The 16,769-nt window shown below is 66.3% G+C and carries 15 protein-coding genes; 7 read left to right on the top strand and 8 right to left on the bottom strand.

Features of this window, described 5'->3' with window-relative positions; all coding sequences use genetic code 11:
- Positions 1-62: 62 nt before the first annotated feature.
- Positions 63-1,982, bottom strand: a complete 1,920-nt coding sequence (locus L338_RS18135) for a calcium-binding protein (RefSeq protein WP_161624632.1) — start codon at positions 1,980-1,982, stop codon at positions 63-65.
- 183 nt (positions 1,983-2,165) lie between these two features.
- Here L338_RS18135 and L338_RS13585 point away from each other — a divergent pair, with 183 nt between their 5' ends.
- On the top strand, positions 2,166-5,072 hold the full coding sequence (locus L338_RS13585; RefSeq protein WP_022698940.1) for a CHAT domain-containing protein: 2,907 nt from the start codon (positions 2,166-2,168) through the stop codon (positions 5,070-5,072).
- Positions 5,073-5,076: 4 nt separating this feature from the next.
- Here the strand turns inward: L338_RS13585 and L338_RS13580 are convergent, their stop codons facing one another.
- On the bottom strand, positions 5,077-5,682 hold the full coding sequence (locus tag L338_RS13580; RefSeq protein ID WP_022698939.1) for a helix-turn-helix transcriptional regulator: 606 nt from the start codon (positions 5,680-5,682) through the stop codon (positions 5,077-5,079).
- Positions 5,683-5,810: 128 nt separating this feature from the next.
- Complete coding sequence (locus L338_RS13575) at positions 5,811-6,356, bottom strand: hypothetical protein (RefSeq protein ID WP_022698938.1); 546 nt, start codon at positions 6,354-6,356, stop codon at positions 5,811-5,813.
- A 118-nt stretch (positions 6,357-6,474) separates the two neighbouring features.
- Here L338_RS13575 and L338_RS13570 point away from each other — a divergent pair, with 118 nt between their 5' ends.
- The 4 genes from L338_RS13570 to L338_RS13555 all read left to right on the top strand — a co-directional run bounded on the left by L338_RS13570 (position 6,475) and on the right by L338_RS13555 (position 9,655).
- Entirely contained in the window at positions 6,475-7,152 is a 678-nt protein-coding gene (locus tag L338_RS13570; RefSeq protein ID WP_022698937.1) for a response regulator transcription factor, read from the top strand.
- Positions 7,149-8,477, top strand: coding sequence for a sensor histidine kinase (locus L338_RS13565; RefSeq protein ID WP_022698936.1), 1,329 nt, complete (start codon positions 7,149-7,151; stop codon positions 8,475-8,477). The genes L338_RS13570 and L338_RS13565 overlap by 4 nt, the downstream gene beginning before the upstream one ends.
- Before the next feature lie 106 nt (positions 8,478-8,583).
- Positions 8,584-8,988, top strand: a complete 405-nt coding sequence (locus tag L338_RS13560; RefSeq protein WP_022698935.1) for a hypothetical protein — start codon at positions 8,584-8,586, stop codon at positions 8,986-8,988.
- 97 nt (positions 8,989-9,085) lie between these two features.
- Positions 9,086-9,655, top strand: a complete 570-nt coding sequence (locus tag L338_RS13555) for a hypothetical protein (RefSeq protein WP_022698934.1) — start codon at positions 9,086-9,088, stop codon at positions 9,653-9,655.
- Between the two features lie 1,023 nt (positions 9,656-10,678).
- Here L338_RS13555 and L338_RS13550 read toward each other — a convergent pair.
- From L338_RS13550 to L338_RS13535, 4 genes are all read right to left on the bottom strand, one after another.
- Positions 10,679-11,764 (bottom strand): hypothetical protein, encoded by a 1,086-nt coding sequence (locus L338_RS13550; protein WP_022698933.1) that lies wholly within the window; start codon positions 11,762-11,764, stop codon positions 10,679-10,681.
- Entirely contained in the window at positions 11,761-12,096 is a 336-nt protein-coding gene (locus tag L338_RS13545; RefSeq protein WP_022698932.1) for a hypothetical protein, read from the bottom strand. The genes L338_RS13550 and L338_RS13545 overlap by 4 nt, the downstream gene beginning before the upstream one ends.
- 67 nt (positions 12,097-12,163) lie before the next feature.
- Positions 12,164-12,508: a DMT family transporter gene (locus L338_RS13540; RefSeq protein WP_022698931.1), complete on the bottom strand. Its 345-nt coding sequence runs from the start codon at positions 12,506-12,508 to the stop codon at positions 12,164-12,166.
- 3 nt (positions 12,509-12,511) lie between these two features.
- Entirely contained in the window at positions 12,512-14,119 is a 1,608-nt protein-coding gene (locus L338_RS13535) for a carboxyl transferase domain-containing protein (RefSeq protein WP_022698930.1), read from the bottom strand.
- Between the two features lie 136 nt (positions 14,120-14,255).
- On the opposite strand from L338_RS13535, the gene L338_RS16720 reads away from it, so the two are divergent.
- Together L338_RS16720 and L338_RS13525 are read left to right on the top strand one after the other, a co-directional pair.
- On the top strand, positions 14,256-15,008 hold the full coding sequence (locus L338_RS16720; RefSeq protein WP_022698929.1) for a TlpA disulfide reductase family protein: 753 nt from the start codon (positions 14,256-14,258) through the stop codon (positions 15,006-15,008).
- A 67-nt stretch (positions 15,009-15,075) separates the two neighbouring features.
- Positions 15,076-15,900 (top strand): DUF5694 domain-containing protein, encoded by an 825-nt coding sequence (locus tag L338_RS13525; protein ID WP_022698928.1) that lies wholly within the window; start codon positions 15,076-15,078, stop codon positions 15,898-15,900.
- 196 nt (positions 15,901-16,096) lie between these two features.
- Here L338_RS13525 and L338_RS13520 read toward each other — a convergent pair whose 3' ends face one another.
- A complete protein-coding gene (locus tag L338_RS13520; protein ID WP_022698927.1) occupies positions 16,097-16,756 on the bottom strand; it encodes a protein-L-isoaspartate(D-aspartate) O-methyltransferase in 660 nt (219 codons plus the stop codon).
- Positions 16,757-16,769: the final 13 nt, after the last annotated feature.

Below are 16,769 nucleotides of genomic sequence, written 5' to 3'. Positions count from 1 at the left end.
AAGAAAAGAAAACGGACGCCCCGGCCATGAAGCCGGGACGCCCGTCAGTAAGCTGAACGCGATTAAAGCAGGATGTCGTCGGCAGTCGGCATATCGCCCTTCACGATCACCTCGAAATCCGCCGCCCCGTCGCCATCGGTGTCGCCGCGCAGCCAGTAGACGCCGGCCTGCCCGGCCGCCTTGATCGTCAATTCCCCGGCCTCGCCGGAAAAACTCCGCACGATGAAGAAGGCGTCGTTGCCGGTCGTCCCCTCAATTGCGTCGATGCCCATCAGGTTGATCTGGTCCACGCCGGACTCGAAGTCCGTGATCGTATCGCGCTTGTCCGGATCGGCGGGCGAGTCGCCAACTTCGGTATAGGTGAAGACATCGGCCCCGGCGCCGCCTGTCAGAATGTCACGGCCCTCGCCGCCGCGGAGCACGTCCCGGCCCGCGCCGCCCTGTAGGTGATCACGTCCGGCGTCACCCACCAGACGATCATGGCCTCCGCCGCCCTTGAGAATGTCGTCGCCCGCGCCCCCGCGCAGAACATCGTTGCCGTTCTCGCCGAACAGATAGTCGCGGCCATTATTCCCGTTCAGGAAATCGTCGCCGTCCCCGCCGAACATGCGATCATCCCCGCCGCCGCCGAACAGCGTGTCATCCCCGCCGGCGCCGTAGAGGAAATCCCAGCCATCCAGACCGTAGAGCGTGTCATTGCCTGCTGTGCCGTTGAGGGTTTCCGAGCCGTCGGTGCCAAAAACCGGATCGGGGTCTGAAACACCGCCGCCGCTGCTTGCGTAGAACTGAGAGCGGACAGTCACGTCCACGCCATCGCTCTCCGTCCAAACCACAACGAAACCGTCTTCGCTTGAGGCGACATTGATATAGGGCTGGTTGTTTCCGGTATTGGCCGGGATCAGGAACGCATCGCCCACCGGCTGGCCGTCTGCACCGAATTCGCGCGCATAGACATCGGCCCGGGAGTTGCCGGGCGTGCGATCCTCGAACACCACCACAAACCCGCCGCCAGGCAAGGCGGCGACTTCCGCCGGGTTGTTCGGCAGCAGGCTTTCCATTTCATGGATCACGACTTCGGGACCCGCAGGCGCGCCATTGGCGTCAAACACGCGCGCCTTGAAGATAGGCAGTTCCCCCAACACGCCGCTGGCGTGCAGCCAGGTGACGGCGAACCCGCCGCCGGCCAGGCCCACGATGGCCGGGTCGGACTGGCCGCCGCCGCTGTCTTCCGGCGCAATTACAGCGTCGCTGACAGGGGCGCCGGTTTCGTCAAAGGTGCGGACTCGAATGCCCAGATCGCTTTCGCCGTCGGAGATGAATTCCGCATAGGCGACCGCGAACCCGCCGCCTTCCAGCGCGGCGATGACCGGGGTGCTCTGGCCGCCGAAGCCGGGATCGGAATCAACCTCGATCGGCCCGCCGACTTCTGCGCCGGAGGCGTCATAGAGCTGGATCCAGACCTGTTGCGGGGTGAGGAAATCATTGAAGTTTTCCTCATAGATGATGGCGAAGCCGCCATTGCTTAAGGCCGTCACATCCTGTTGTTCGGCGCGGTGGCCGCTCTCGGTCGTGATGAAGAATTCCTGGCCCTGCGCATTGCCGTTCATGTCGAAGCGCTGGCCCGCGATCTGAGAAAGATTGCCGGGATTGTTCGGGCTGTTGTCTTCCCAGACCACGACGAAGCCCGATTGCGTGGCTTCGACCACGGGCAGTTGCTGTCCCTGATAGGTGGTGGTGTTGACCAGCGTCTTGCCGAGCACGGTGTTGCCCGAGGAATCCATGATCTTCATGTAGATTCCTTCGTCGTCGTCATCGGGCGCGCCGGCTTCTTCTTCCATCCAGACATAGACGGCGTTGCCATTGGCAAGCACGGTGACTTCGAACGCGCCGTCGGCCGGGCCGTCCTCGACCACGAATTCGATTCCGATGGGCTCGGCGAAGATGACAGGCTCGTCAGAGGGTGAATTACCAAGAAGGCTCATTTTCTGCTCCATACTTGCCCGCAATGCCGGGCGTGGCGGCTATGGAGACAAGTCTTGGCGCCGGGTCGGCGCGGATACGTCATCAGAAATGATGAGGCGCCCGCGCCTGAATTGCTTTCGCTTGTGAGCGGCCATGAGTTCGCCGATAGTTACCGCTCTGTCTGCCGGCCTGGGGAGGAACCGATGCGGATTTCCATTTGCATTCTTGCTGTGTCGCTCCTGATTGCGGGCCACGCGCTGGCGCAATCCGCGGACGATGCGGAACTGGAGCGCCTGTCCGCCGCCGCCGAAGCCATCGACCCCGTGCAGGAGCCGGAAGCCGCGCTCGAGGCGTGGAACGCGGCCTATGACCATGCGCTTGCGATCTACGAGCCGGGCGACCCCCGCGCCGCGCTGGTCGGGGGCCGCCGTGTCGACGCCTATTTCTATCTGGGCGAGCATGAGCGCAGCGCTGAGGTCGCGCGCGAAGCCATCGCGGCGCTGGAATCCGCGGGGCCGGACTACCGGGCCGAACGGGCGACGCTGATCTATAATCTGGGCACGATCCTGGAACAGCAGGGCAAGACCGGCGAATCCTACGCCCAGCAGGCCGCGGCCCTTGCCCTGCGCCGCGAAATTCATGGCGAAGCGGACCATGACGACCTTGCCGCTTCGCTTGGCGGGATGGCCATCGCCGAGTATCGACGCGGCGAATTCCTGAAAGCCCGCGAACTGATGGGCGAAGCCGTGGCCATGCGTCATCGCATGGGCGAGGCCGACGGCACGGTGGTGGCGCTTCGCATCAGCTACGCCGCCGTGATCCGCGCGGCCGGCGATCTGGAGGCCGCGATCGCCGAAGCGCTGGAAACCTCCCGGCTGGCCCAGGACATTCTGCCCGCCGACCACCCTTATCAGGCGCTGGTCGCCAATAATCTCGCCGTCCTTCTGCAGGATCAGGGACGCTATGAGGAAGCCGAGCCGGTGATCCGACGCGCCCTGGATTTGCGCGTGGCCGAATATGGCCGCGACCATCCCTACACGCTGCTGACCCAGTCCGTGCTGGCTTATAATCTGTTGCGCATGGGCCGGCTGGAGGAAGCGAAGACTCTCGGCGAAGTTTCCTACGCGGCCTATTCCGAAGCATCCGGCGATACGCATGCCGATGCGCTGAACGCCCGCAGCGTCATATCCGAAGCCCTCTGGCTGCAACGCAAACGCCCGCAGGCCATGGCGATTCAGGCCGATATTGTCGCCAAGGCCGTAGAGACGCTGCCCGCCGCTAATCGCGACCGGATCAACGCCCACGATCTTTATGCCGAATTTCTTGCCGGTCAGGGCCAGTTTGAAGAGGCGCTGACCCAACGCCGCGCCGCGCAGGCCGGACGCGAAGCAACCCTGCCGGAGGACCATCACGCCCGGCTGGCCGGCGCGGTGGAGATCGGCGCGCTGGAAGCCCGCACGGGGGACACGGGCGGGCTGGACCGCGCCGTGGCCGCCGCCGCGCAACTTCAGTCCCAGCAACAGGCCTTCATGCTGGAAAATTACGTGCAGCCGCTTCCGCTGGAACGCGCGCGGAAGAGCTATGCCTCGCTGGCGGAAGCGGCCGTGGCGCTGGGCCAGACCGAAATCGCGTTCGAAGCGGCGCAGGGCGTCTGGGCTTCCGACGCCGCAACGGCGCTGGCCAAGGCGTCCGCCCGGCTGGCGGTTCAGGATTCCGAAATCGCCGCATTGCTTCGTGAAAGACAGGATCTGGCCGAGCGCCGGGCCGCCGATCTTGGCGCGATCGTCGCCCTGACGGGCGCCGACAATCCCGAGCGCATGGCGGAGCTTACCGAAAGCGCCGCCCGGACCGAGGCCCGTCTGCTCGCCATCTCGGAAACGCTGGCCGCCCGCTATCCCGATTTCCTTCAGCTTGAGCGCCCGCCCGTGCTGACGCTGGCGGAGGCGCAGGCCGCGCTGAACGACGGCGAAGCCTTGCACGGCGTTCTGCAAACGGACCGGTCCGTCATCGTCTTCGCCCTGTCGCCCGCCGCGGCTTATGCCGGCGCCGCCCCCGGGCTGACGCCCGATGGGCTGTCCAGTGACGTTGCCGCGCTGCGGACGGCTCTGGATTTCCGCGCGCCGGAATCCGGGGCCGGGCCGCAATTCGACTCTGACGCCGCTTACCGCCTTTATGGCGGCCTGTTCGGCGGCGGCGCATGGGACGTGGTCTCGAACGCCGGCACGGTCCTGAGCATTTCCAATGGAACGATCGGTCAGTTGCCGCTCTCGATCCTGCTGACCGAGAGTCCCGGCGATGACGGTGATCTTCGCGGCGCAAACTGGCTGATCCGCCATTTCAATATCGCCACGCTTCCCGCCCTTGGCGCGCTGAACGATCGCGGCGGCGCCCCGCATTCTGCGGACGGCCGCTTCTTTGGCGCGGGCGCTCCGCTTCTGGCGTCGAACGAGGGGCAGGATGTGCTGGCGGGCGGACTCGCAGGCTTTTATCGCGGCGCGGGCGCGGACATCGAAGCCGTGCGCGACCTGCCTTCCCTGCCCGGCGCGGAAACGGAATTGCGCGCAATGTCGGAGGCCTTCGGCCCCGAAAACGCCGCCCTCCTGATCGGCGCGGACGCCACTGAGCCGGCGGTCCGCCAGACGGTGCCGGCGGACGCTTCGGTGATTGCATTCGCCACGCATGGCCTTGTCAGCGGCGAGCTTCGCGGGCTGGCGGAGCCGGCGCTGGTTTTCACGCCGCCCGATGAAGCCACCGCGGAGGATGACGGCCTGCTGACCGCCTCGGAAATAACGCCGCTGCGGCTGAACGCGGACTGGGTCATACTTTCGGCCTGCAACACCGCGGCGGGAAAGAGCGCCGGCGCGCCGGGGCTGACCGGGCTGGCGCGCGCCTTCATCTATGCCGGCGGGCGCAATCTTCTCGCCTCTCACTGGCGGGTGCGGGATGATGCGGCGGCGCGCCTCACGGTGGAGACGGTGCGCGGCCAGCGCGACGGTTTGAGCCCAGCGGAATCCTTGAGACAGGCGCAGCTGGCGCTGATGGATGATCCGGATTTCGCCGATGGCTGGCGGCCCGGCGTCTGGGCGCCGTTCGTGGTGATCGGGCGCTAGGGTTCTAGTGCGTCGCCGCCAGCGCGCGAATTTCCGCCGCGGCGGCCAGGCTGGACGTGACCCCCAGCTTCTCACGGATCATCTGAAGCTGCGTGCGCACCGTGGTGATGGATACGCCGCGATCTTCCGCAATCGCTCCCGCGGTCATGCCTTCGGATAGCGAAAGCGCCGTGTCGGCTTCCTTCACGGTCAGGCCAAAAGCCTGTTGAAGCCGCGCCTTGCAGGCTTCGCCCCCGCTATTGTCCTGCGTCTCGGCGACCACCCGGATGAAACCGGGAAGCCCGCCTGGCGTAAGACGCAAGCTCAGGGCGCCCAGCGGCAAATCCATGTCCTCGCCCGCAGCGGCGCGCTTCAACGCTTCCTGCAGGCGCAGATCGGCGGCCGGGTCCGTCAGGCGCAAGCGGTCATCCATGGCGCGGGCCGCGGTCTTCATCGCCGCGCGGAACGCCCCGTTGGCGAAAACCAGGCTGGCGTCGCGGCCCAGAATCGCCACGCCGCCGGGCATCAGGTCCCCCAGCTCGTTCAGCAGCGCCAGCGGTTCGGCCAGCGGCCCCGGAAACGGCAGGATGACGGCGGTGCGGTCGGCGTCCTTGCGGATTGAAGCGGTCATGTCAGGCCTCACTGGCGGCGTTGAAATTGCCGGTCCAGTAAGCGCGCAGACACGCAGCGCCTCAAATGACAAACCTTGTTAAGTTTCTGAAATAATTAACATTACAGCGATTGTAATGTTACGCCGCCTTAATTCGTGACGAGGTAATAGGCCGTTTCCCGCGCCCCGGTATTGCGCACCGTGATCTGATAGGGCGCGGTCCAGGCGGGAATCCACTGACACGACGCAGAGGACGCCTGCGCGGACCGTTGGCAAATTTCTCCGCCATCGGAATCGGTGACCTGCAGGATGAGGTCCGCCTCAGCGGTGGGTTGCAGCGATACCGTCGCGCTTTGCCCCGCATAGAAGATTTCGGAAAACTCCACCGCGCCCGCAGGCGTGGCGACGCCGCGGCGATAACCCGGACCGACAGCGCGCCCCCGGTCGGGCGCGGCCGCTTCGGTCTGCGGGTCCATTGCATCGGCGGCGGCCAGCCATTCGCCGGCCAGGTCGGGCGTGCCCTCCTGCGGCGCGGCGCCGGTTGCCTGAAGCAGGCGGGCGGCCATGCGCAAATTTTCGGCCGACCCTTCCGCCTGCGCGGCGGCCGCGAGTTCCATGGCCCGCAGGACCAGTCCGTGATCGGTCTCCGCCGCCGGTCCGGCGGCCAGAAAAGCGGCAATGGCAAAAGCGATCATGGTATTCCTTCCCCCGAATCCTTGGCGCAGCGAGTCTCGACTACACGGCGGGCCAAGGTTTCGCTAGCTTAGCCACAACGATTGTTCGCGGAAACTGCTTTCAAGAGATCATGACTATATGCGCGTTCTGCTGATCGAGGATGATGAAGGCACAGCCGCATACGTGGTGCGGGTTCTGGAACGTATCGGCGCGGAAATCGAGCATTGCCGCGACCTCGCCAGCGGCCTGAACGCCGCCCTCACCGCCCCCTGCGACGTGTTAATCCTCGACCGGATGCTGCCGGACGGCGAAGGGCTGGACCTGATCGCCCGGTTGCGGGAGGCCGCGGTTGAGGCCCCGGTCCTGATGCTGTCCGCCCTTGGCAGCGCCAGTCATCGCGTGGACGGGCTGGAGCGCGGAGCGGACGATTATTTGCCCAAGCCGTTTGAACCGGCGGAGCTGATCGCCCGGGTGAAGGCGCTGGCCCGCCGCGCCGGTCAGCAGGCGCATCCGGCGATCATGGTCAGCGGCGATATCGAGCTTCATGTGAAGGCCCGCACCGCGCACCGCGCCGGGAAATCGCTGGCGTTAAGCCCGAAGGAATTCGACCTCCTGAAATATTTCTTCGAGCATGAAGGCGTCACCGTGACCCGGGAAATGCTGCTGCGCGATGTCTGGGGCATGAATTTCGATCCGCAGACCAATGTGGTGGACGTCAATGTCAGCCGTCTGCGCCGCAAGCTGGAGGAAGGCTTTGACGGCGCGGTGCTGCGAACAGTGCGCGGCGAAGGGTATCTGTTCGGGGCGGCGGCTTGAATTTCTGGCGCGCCTCCAGCCATTTGCGGCTGGCCGCCTATTTCGCGGCGCTGCTGACCGCATCGGGCATGATCGTGTTCGGCGCGACCTATTTCGCCATCGCGGCGTCCTCCAAGAACACGCTGCGGCAGCTGGTCGACATCGATCTGGCTGGACTGGTCGAGCTTTACGCCGTGGAGGGGGTGGAAGGGCTGGAGCAGCGGATTGGCGACCGTCTGAAGCTGCGCCCGGCGCAGGGGGCGGAGGCGTTCTATCTGTTCGCCGATGGCGAGGGCGCGATCCTGGCCGGCAATCTGCCCGACTGGCCGGACGGGGCGCGGCTGGACTCCAGCCTGTTCGAAGCGACCTTCCCCGGCCCGGACGGCCCGGTTCGCGTGGTCGGGCGGGCCACGATATTGCGCGGCGATTACGGCCTTCTGGTCGCCCGGTCGGAGGAAGTGCGGCGGGCGGCGCTGGCGCAGCTCCGCGCGGTGTTCGCGCTGGGCACGCTGTTGACCTTGCTGGCCGCGGGCGCGGGCGGATGGTGGATCGCGCGGCGTTTCCACCGCCGCGTGGAGACGATCAATGACGCCTGCCAGGCGGTGCGCGACGGCGATATGGAGCGCCGGGCGCCGGGCGCCGAGCGGCCCGACGAGATCGGGCTGATGGCGCTGAACGTCAACCAGATGCTGGACCGCATCGAGACGCTGCTGACCATCCAGAAACAGACCACCGACCAGCTGGCGCATGAGCTGCGCACGCCGCTGACCCGGCTGGCCGGGCAATTGACGGCGCTGGAGGCGGATCTGCCCGAAGGCGAGACAAGCCGGGCGCGGGACGAGATCCGCCGCCTGACCGCCCTGCTCGACTCGCTGCTGGACCTGTCCGCCATGCAGGCGCAGACCGGCGATGCGCGGGGACTGGCCGAGTTTGATCTGTCGGCGCTGGCTTACAGCATGGGCGATATCTATGAGGCCTCCGCCGAGGCGGCCGGCGTGGCGCTGTCCGTCGAAGCAGAAGCGGCGGTGATGGTCCGCGGCGATGCGCAGCAATTCGCACGGCTGATCGCGAACCTGCTGGACAACGCCCTGAAATTCTCGCCCGAAGGCGGGAGTGTGCGCCTGACGGTCGCGCCGGGGCCCCGCCTGACGGTCGGCGATGACGGCCCCGGCGTGCCGGAGGCGCTGCGTGAAAAAGTCTTCGAGCGGTTCTCGCGCGGTCAGCCGGGCGACGCGCCGGGTCACGGACTTGGGCTGGCGCTGGTGCGGGCGATTGCGGAGCGCCACGGCCTGTCGGCGCGCATTGCGGACAGCCCGCGCGGGGCGCTGTTCGTTATTTCGGCCTGATCCTCCCCCGGTTTTTATTCCTCAAAAGTGATGATGCGGCCGCGCCGTCTCCCGGCGCACGCTTGGGCGATCGTTATCTGACGCCTTTGCGAAAAGGGAGACGCCCATGCCCCTGTCCCTGCACATTCCGGCCGCCGTGGCGGCACTCTGCCTTGGCCTGATCTCCGGCTGCGGCGGGGAAACAAACGCCGAACTGGCCGAGGCCGAGCTGGACCGCGCGGTCACCTGCGCCGCGGCGTTCGCCGTGCGCCAGCGCGGGGGCGATCCGCAGGCCGCCGAGCTTGCCGACCGCTGGGGGCGCATGGCGTTCAACTACACCCCGCGGGGCCAGCTTTTCGCCAGCGGCTATATCGACTCCATCAATCACGCCAGCCGCCTGTCCTCGCGCGAGCCGGAGCGGTTCGACGCGCTGCTGAGCGAGTGCGCGCTGGCCCTGAACGAGGCGGCGGCGATGGAGGAAAGCCGCGTTGTCTCGCCGCTGACCGAAGCGTCCGCGCGTCATCTTTTTTGATGATGCCGGCGCCCCGGCGCGCCGCCACCATCGCAAGCCAAGGGGGGGAACGTGTTCAGCCCCTTTTTTCGACCACCGATCAAGGAGGAGACCTGACATGATCCGTTACATCGCAACCGCCGCCATTCTGGCCAGCGCCGGCGCGGCGCACGCCCAGGACAGCCGCTTCCAGCCCATGCAGCTGGGCGACGCGCAATATGCGTGCGAACAGCTGATTACAGAGGCCCGCACCATGGAAGAGCAGATCGGCGGCCAGCCGTCCGGCGCCGTGCTGGGCGAAGCCGCCATGGGCCTTGGCACCGACTTGGCGATCCGCGCCGGGGGCTATCAGGCCGCGCGCGCCATCGGAATGTTCGGCGGCGTCCTGAGCGGCGCCATGGAGCGCCAGAAACAGGCCGAGGAAGAACGCAAGCAACTGGCCGAGCGCCGCTGGTTCTACATGGTGGGCCTGTACCAGGGTAAAGGCTGCGACCAGCCGCAAGCCGCGCCGGAACCGGTGATGCAGCAGACCGCCGCGCAACCCGCGCCGGCCGCGGTGCAGCCCGTATCCGCCCCGGTTGAGGCGCAACCCGAACCGATGCCGACGATGGCGCCCCTGCCCTCCGAAGGCGAGGAAGCCGCGGCCGGCGACACGCCGGAAGCGGATCCGGCCGCCAGCCAGGAATAGACCCTGACAACGCCCCGGCGCTTTGCTGTGCGTTAAGCGCGGGGCGTCCCTGAAGGCCGGCCTCCACAACTCCCGGAGGCCGGCCTTTTTTGTGGAGGCGTGAAGGCTGAGCCAGGGATCTCGGGCTTTCTTCGCTTCCGGATGGGGGAGAGGTTTTCTGCCTTGCCCTCTAGCTCTCTTCACCGTCATCCTCCGGCTTGACCGGAGGACCCAGGGATCGTGGGTCGCTGAGACTTCAACTGGGTCCTCCGATCTCCCCCCGACTCAAGGCCGGGGTCCGTTGGAGGATGACGTTCTTTTTGCCTTTCTCTTTTTCAGCTCCCGGAAATGGCGCAGCCATTGTCCGGGATCCAGTTTGCAACGGGGCTGCCGTCTCTGGACCCCGGATAATCGCTTTGCGATTTCCGGGGACTCGTTGGGGTAAGCGCCTCCGCCTCCACGGCGCATTCGCCGCAGAGGTTGGAAAAGAGAAACACGACCCCTCTGATCGAGTCAGAGGGCAAGGGTGGCGCGGCGCGTCTATCGGGACGCCGGAGACCGTAGTGTTTATGTTTCGCGTCCTTGAGACGCGCCGCGCGGTTCTTTTGCGGAGGGCGGGAGTCGCCTCGACCGGCCTCTCCATCCGCTGCCGCCAGAGTCTTAATAGCCAGGGCATTTCAGCCTCAGACTGGCGCCTGGCGGTGCGCCGGGACGTGAGCCCTCTGGTCAGAGAGCCCCGTATCCCGGGAACCGCGTTCAACTCCGTCCCTCGGGCGACCGGATCCGAAGCCCCTCGCATGACGGCGAACACCGGAGAGCTTACGCCGTCCCGGAGGCCGGTCTGATATTTTCGGGGTTGTCCCTGCTTTCTGGCCCTTCGAGACGCCGCGCCCTTGGCGCGGCTCCTCAGGGGAAGGGTGATAGAAGCGTGAGAAGAACCAACAGCTTCACCCCCCCTCCCTTAGCCTGAGGAGTCCGGCAGGGCGTCTCGAAGGCGGGGTCCAGACAAGCGCCTTTCCCGGGAAACTCTGCGCTTTATCCCTGCTACGTGGAGGAATTGCCAGGTCCGAGGGGCCAGCGGGCGTGGCGGTTGGAGAGCGCCTTTTCGTTGCGTTCGGGTTTAGCGCGGAGCGCGTCGCGGACGACGGCCTGTATGGCGTCGTTGTCCTCTGGATCGGCGTTGCGGGGATCGAATTCATTGGCGGGCGGAAGCAGCGCTGGCGGGCCAAATACATCCCGCCAGGAACGGCCCCACTGCGCCTGTGCGAAGGCTTCCTGCGTCTCGCCCAGCCGCTGTTCAGCGAGGGCACGGATTTCCGGCGTGAAGCCTTGGAAGGGTTCCTCCTCCCATCCCTGCTTCCTCGCGGCGCGGGTAACGATTTTCAGCATGGGTTCAATGCGTCCCCAATCCCACTTCGCCAGCCCGGGCGCGACCGGCCCGACGCGGCGGAATCTGGCGCGCGTCAAGCGGAGGCAGGCCTCCACGCGCCGCCAGCCCGGATGCGGGTTGATGCGGCCTGTCCCGCCCGCCGGCTCCCTGCCGGCCAGACCCATAGCGGAAAATATCGCCGCGGCGGCATTGGCCTTCATGGCCGCGTCGTATGGAATGAAGGTCACGGCGCGGCGTGAAAGAGCCCGCGGAGGATCTTTCCAGAAGCGCAAATAAGGCGGCAGTTCGCGCAGGCTGTCCCGCACCCAGGGACCGAATCTCATGCCCTGGTTCAGGATTTTGACACGCTGGCAATATTGCGATTCCAGCGCTTCTTCGCGCGGACGGACGGCGCAGACGAGTTCGACCGCGTAATCGCGCGCTTCCCAGAAACGGCAATAGTTCTCCAAGAAACGGCTGGTCTGGAAGAGCGCACGCGTAAACCCTTCCGACGACAAAAGCAGCACGTCATGGGGCCTTGCCTCTGCCTGTTCCAGTAGCTTTTCGAACGGATTGAGGTTCGCCTTATAACCAATATCGAGCGAGATACCGTTGGCAACGGGATGATGAGCCGTCGCGCCTAAATCCGGATACAGAACGCCGCGGTCGGCGAGGCCCGCGCGGTCGGCCGCGCAAGCCTTCTGGAACGCCGATGTCCCGGTCTTGCCAGGGCCGACATGAATAATCAGACGGCGGGTCACTCCGTCTCGTTGCGGCGATAGTTCTGGATCGCGTCGGCGCCGCGGTCGGAGATGATGATTTTATAGGTGTTCGGAATCTGGGTGACGGCGGCCTCGCCGCTGTCGGGGTCGAGGCGGCAGAGGAAGGTCTTGACCGGCTGGGCCGAGCGGCGGCCCTTCACGATCAGGAGGTCCCCCGCCCCGCCCTCGTCCTCGAAGGCCGGGCCGTAGGAAACGTCGCGATAGCCGGTGGAGATCAGCGCCGCGGCGCAGGCGCCCTGCACGGCCTGCTGCTGCGCCTCCGTCTGGGCGGTGAGCGCGAGGGCGGCGGCGATAAGCGAGGCAGTGATCATCAAGACTATTCCCGTGGCTTTCAAAGCCCTGCTGAATCTAACGCGCCCAGCCTAGCGGCCAAGGGCGCTAATGCGAAACCGACTTCGAGAAGGCGTTCAGGATGACGACGCCGGTGACGATGAAGGCGATGCCGGTGAGCGCCGCGGCGTCCAGCTTCTGTTTGAACAATACGAACCCGATCAGCGAGATCAGCACGATGCCGAGCCCGCTCCAGATCGCGTAGGCGATGCCCACCGGCATGGTGCGCAGCGTCAGCGACAGGAAATAGAAGGACGCGGCGTAGCAAAGCCCCATCAGCGCCGTCGGCAGCAGGCGCGTGAATTGCTGCGACTGCTGCAGCAGCGTGGTGCCGACAATTTCCAGCACGATGGCGGCGGTGAGATAGAGATAGGCGACGACGAGCGGGTTCATCGCCTACATCCGGAACACGCCGAACTTCGTCTCCCGCACCGGCGCGTTGAGCGAGGCCGAGAGGCCAAGGCCCAGCACGCGGCGGGTATCTTCGGGGGCGATGACGCCGTCGTCCCAGAGGCGGGCGGTGGAATAGTAGGGGTTGCCCTCTTCCTCGTATTTCTCGCGGATCGGGGCCTTGAAGCCTTCCTCTTCCGATTCCGGCCAGGTCTCGCCGCGCTTTTCCATACCTTCGCGCTTGACGGTGGCGAGCACGCTGGCGGCCTGTTCGCCGCCCATGACGGAGATGCGGGCATTGGGCCACATCCACAGGAAGCGGGGGGCGAAGGCGCGGCCGCACATGCCGTAATTGCCCGCGCCGTAGGAGCCGCCGATGACCACGGTGAATTTGGGCACCTGGGCGCAGGAAACGGCGGTGACCAGCTTGGCCCCGTCCTTGGCGATGCCGCCGGCCTCATATTTCGAGCCGACCATGAAGCCGGTGATGTTTTGCAGGAAGACCAGCGGGATTCCGCGCTGGGCCGCCAGTTCGATGAAGTGCGCGCCTTTCTGGGCGCTTTCGCTGAACAGCACGCCGTTATTGGCGAGGATCGCGACCGGATAGCCCCAGATGCGAGCGAAGCCGCAGACCAGCGTCTCGCCGTACAGCTTCTTGAATTCGTGGAATTTGGAGCCGTCGACCAGGCGGGCGATGACCTCATGCACATCATAGGGCTGGCGCGTGTCCTGCGGGATGACGCCGCCGAGATCGCGCGTTTCGAAACGCGGGTCTTCGGGCTCGGCGATGTCGAGGTCCACGGCCTTCTGGATGTTGAGATTGGCGACGATATCGCGCGCCAGCGTCAGGGCGTGTTCGTCGCTGGCCGCATAATGGTCCACCACGCCGGACTTGCGGGCGTGGACGTCGGCGCCGCCCAGATCCTCGGCGGAGATTTCCTCGCCCGTGGCGGCCTTCACCAGCGGCGGGCCGCCGAGGAAGATCGTGCCCTGATTGCGCACGATGATGGTCTCGTCCGACATCGCCGGGACATAGGCGCCGCCGGCGGTGCAGGAGCCCATGACCACCGCGATCTGGGGAATGCCTTCGGAGGAAAGCGTCGCCTGATTATAGAAGATGCGGCCGAAATGGTCCTTGTCGGGGAAGACTTCGGCCTGATGGGGCAGGTTCGCGCCGCCTGAGTCGACCAGATAGATGCAGGGCAGACGGTTTTCGCGCGCGATCTCCTGCGCGCGGAGGTGCTTCTTGACCGTCATGGGATAGTAGGTGCCGCCCTTCACCGTGGCGTCGTTGCAGACGATCATGCACTCGCGGCCCGAGACCTTGCCGATGCCGGTGATGAGGCCGGCGCCGTTGATGTGGTCCTCATACATGTCGTTGGCGGCGAGCGCGGAAAGCTCCAGGAACGGCGTGCCAACATCGAGAAGCCGCTCCACCCGTTCGCGCGGCAGCAGCTTGCCGCGGTCCAGATGACGCTGGCGCGAGCGCTCCGACCCGCCGAGGGCGGCGTCGGCGGTCTTGGCGCGGAGCTGGGCCGTCAGCTCGCGCATATGGGCGGCATTGGCCTTGAAGTCTTCGGAATCGGGGTCGAGCTGGGTGTCGAGAACGCTCATGAATTTATGAATCGCCTTGGTGAATGTGTCCGGTTCGTTCGGGCGCGACCTTACGGGGGGCGCGCGGAGCGGGCAACGGGGCTATAACCGGGTCAACGGAATCAGGACAGGCCGCACGGCAAGGGAGCAGCGCGCAATGGGCAAGGGCGTGAAATCAGGCACCATTATCGGGATCATGTTCGCCATCGTGTTCGTGATCGCGCTGGGCTCGGCGATCATCAGCCGCCTGAACATGAACAACTATCTGGAAGACGGCCCGCCGGAGGAAGCGGCGGGGACGGAAGGCGCGGCGCTGGACGGCGTGCCGGAGGCGGCGCGGGGCCTGGCCTTCGCGCGGACATTCCAGGCGCCGCCGGACGGGCTGACGCTGATCGACGCGCCGATCGAGACGGCGGACGGGCTGCAAAGCTGGGACGATTTTGAGGGGCAGTGGACGGTGCTGAACCTGTGGGCGACATGGTGCGCGCCCTGCCTGTGGGAGCTGCCCGATTTTGATGCGCTGGCCGGGGCGCTGGAAGGCCATGACATTCAGGTTATCGCGCTTCAGACCGGGGCGATGGGCGATACCGAAGTATCGCTTGAGGCCGCGCGCGCCGAGTTCGAGAAGCTGGGCGTGACGCGCCTGCCGATCCGGGTGGACGGGTCGGAAGACCGGGCGGCGTACATGAACGCCCTCGCCTACTGGCGCGACGGCGGAAAGTTCGCCATGCCGACCACGCTGCTGATCAACCCGGCGGGGGAAATCGTGGGCGTGACGTCCGGCGCGCGGATCGAGCGGACCGGCGATGAGCCGCTGGACGTGAAATCCACCAAGCCCGGCGATGTGAAGACGCACTGGGCGAAAGAGGAAGCGGCGGAGTTCCTGAAAGCGGTGGCGGCGGAGGCCTGACGCATCCGAAACGGACGCGGGGCGCATCCCTCTTAACAATACGCCTAACGCCCTGAAGGAGACCCCGATGCGCCCTGTAATCCTGATCGCCGCCCTTGCCGCGCTGACAGCCGCCCTGCCCGCCGCGGCGATGAACCCGGAGGCGCGACCGCAGGGCGAGGCGATGATCCTGGGCACCTATCATTTCGAGGGCTCGGCCAGCGATCTGGTCAGCCGGGCCGACGACAATATCTTTGCGCCCGGCCCGCAGGCGGACCTGGAGGCGATAACCGACCGGCTGGCCCAATGGGCGCCGGACAAGATCATGATCGAGGCGACGCCGGACCGTCAGGCCGAATTCGACACGGCCTATCGGGCCTATCTGGAGGGCGAGGCGGCGCTGACCGGGAATGAACGCCAGCAACTGGCGTTCCGGCTGGCGAAGAAGCTGGGCCATGAGCGGATTTACGCCGTCGACCACAAGGCGGACATGGATTTCGACGCCATGACCGGCGCGATGGACACGGCCGGGCAGACGGAGCTGAAAGCGCATTTCGAGGCCAGCGTCGCGGGGCTGCGCGCCCTGCTGGAATCGCCGGAATGGACGGAGATGGGGGTGGCCGGGCGGCTGGCCCTGATGAACGATCCCGAATGGCTGAACCAGAGCCACGGCCTGTATCTGGATATGGCCGAGGCCGGGTCGGCGGATAATCCCGTTGGCGCGGACGAGATGAGCGAATGGTGGGGCCGCAACCTGCATATCTACGCCAACGCTGCGCGGCTGGCCGAAGACGGCGACCGGATCCTGCTGGTCTATGGCAGCGGCCACGCCTATACGCTGCGCCACTATTTCGAGCATTCGGCGCGCTTCGAACTGATCGAGCCGGCGCCCTATCTGGCGCCCGCGCAGTAATTTTTCAGCGCGCCGCGCATCCAAAACCGCGCCAGCCTGCATCTTGATATCAGTCGCTAACCGGCGGCGGGCCATGCACCCGTCGTCGAAGCCGAAGCCCTGACCGCGTCCCGACGCGGCGCACTCTCAAGGACCCCATCCCCATCGCGCCAAAGCGGGGAGCGGTCAGCGGCCGAGGTTTTCTGATTGACCGCGCCTAGCGGCGGTCCTCGCTGCGGGCGACGCCCTCGCGCAAGGGAACGAAGCGGACCTGGGTCAGCTCTTCCTCGCTCACCTCGCCCTCCTCATCCTTCTGATAGCGGATCAGGCGTTGCACCTCCCCCGCGCCGACCGGGGCGACCATGATTCCGCCGGGCTTGAGCTGGTCCAGCAGGGCGTCCGGGCGGAAGGGCGCGGCGGCGGTGACGATGATGCGGTCGAACGGCGCCTGTTCGGTCCAGCCCTTCCCGCCATCGGCCACGCGCGGGACGATATTGGTGATCTTGAGTTCGCGGAACCGGCGCTCCGCCTCCGCCATCAGGGAGCGGTAGCGCTCTATCGTGTAAACGCGGCGGGCGATGCGGGCGAGAATGGCGGCCTGATAGCCAGAGCCCGTGCCGATCTCCAGCACCTTGCAGCGGTCGTCCAGCTTCAGGCTCTCGGTCATCAGGGCGACGATATAGGGCTGGGAGATGGTCTGGCCGCACTCGATCGGCAGGGCGCGGTCGTCCCAGGACTGGTCCTCGAACCCGCCGGACACGAACAGGTCGCGCGGGGTGCGCTCTATGGCGCGCAGGGTCGCCGCGTCCGATATGCCGGCGCGGCGCAGCGACATGAGAAGGCGAATCTTGCGGGAGTCGGGCGCGTCCTGAGCCATAAGGTCCGGGAGC

The organism is Euryhalocaulis caribicus, from assembly GCF_000412185.1.
GTDB classification, from domain to species: Bacteria; Pseudomonadota; Alphaproteobacteria; order Caulobacterales; family Maricaulaceae; genus Euryhalocaulis; species Euryhalocaulis caribicus.
Note: the sequence above shows the minus strand (reverse complement) of the source record. Positions and strands in the feature narration are given on the sequence as shown.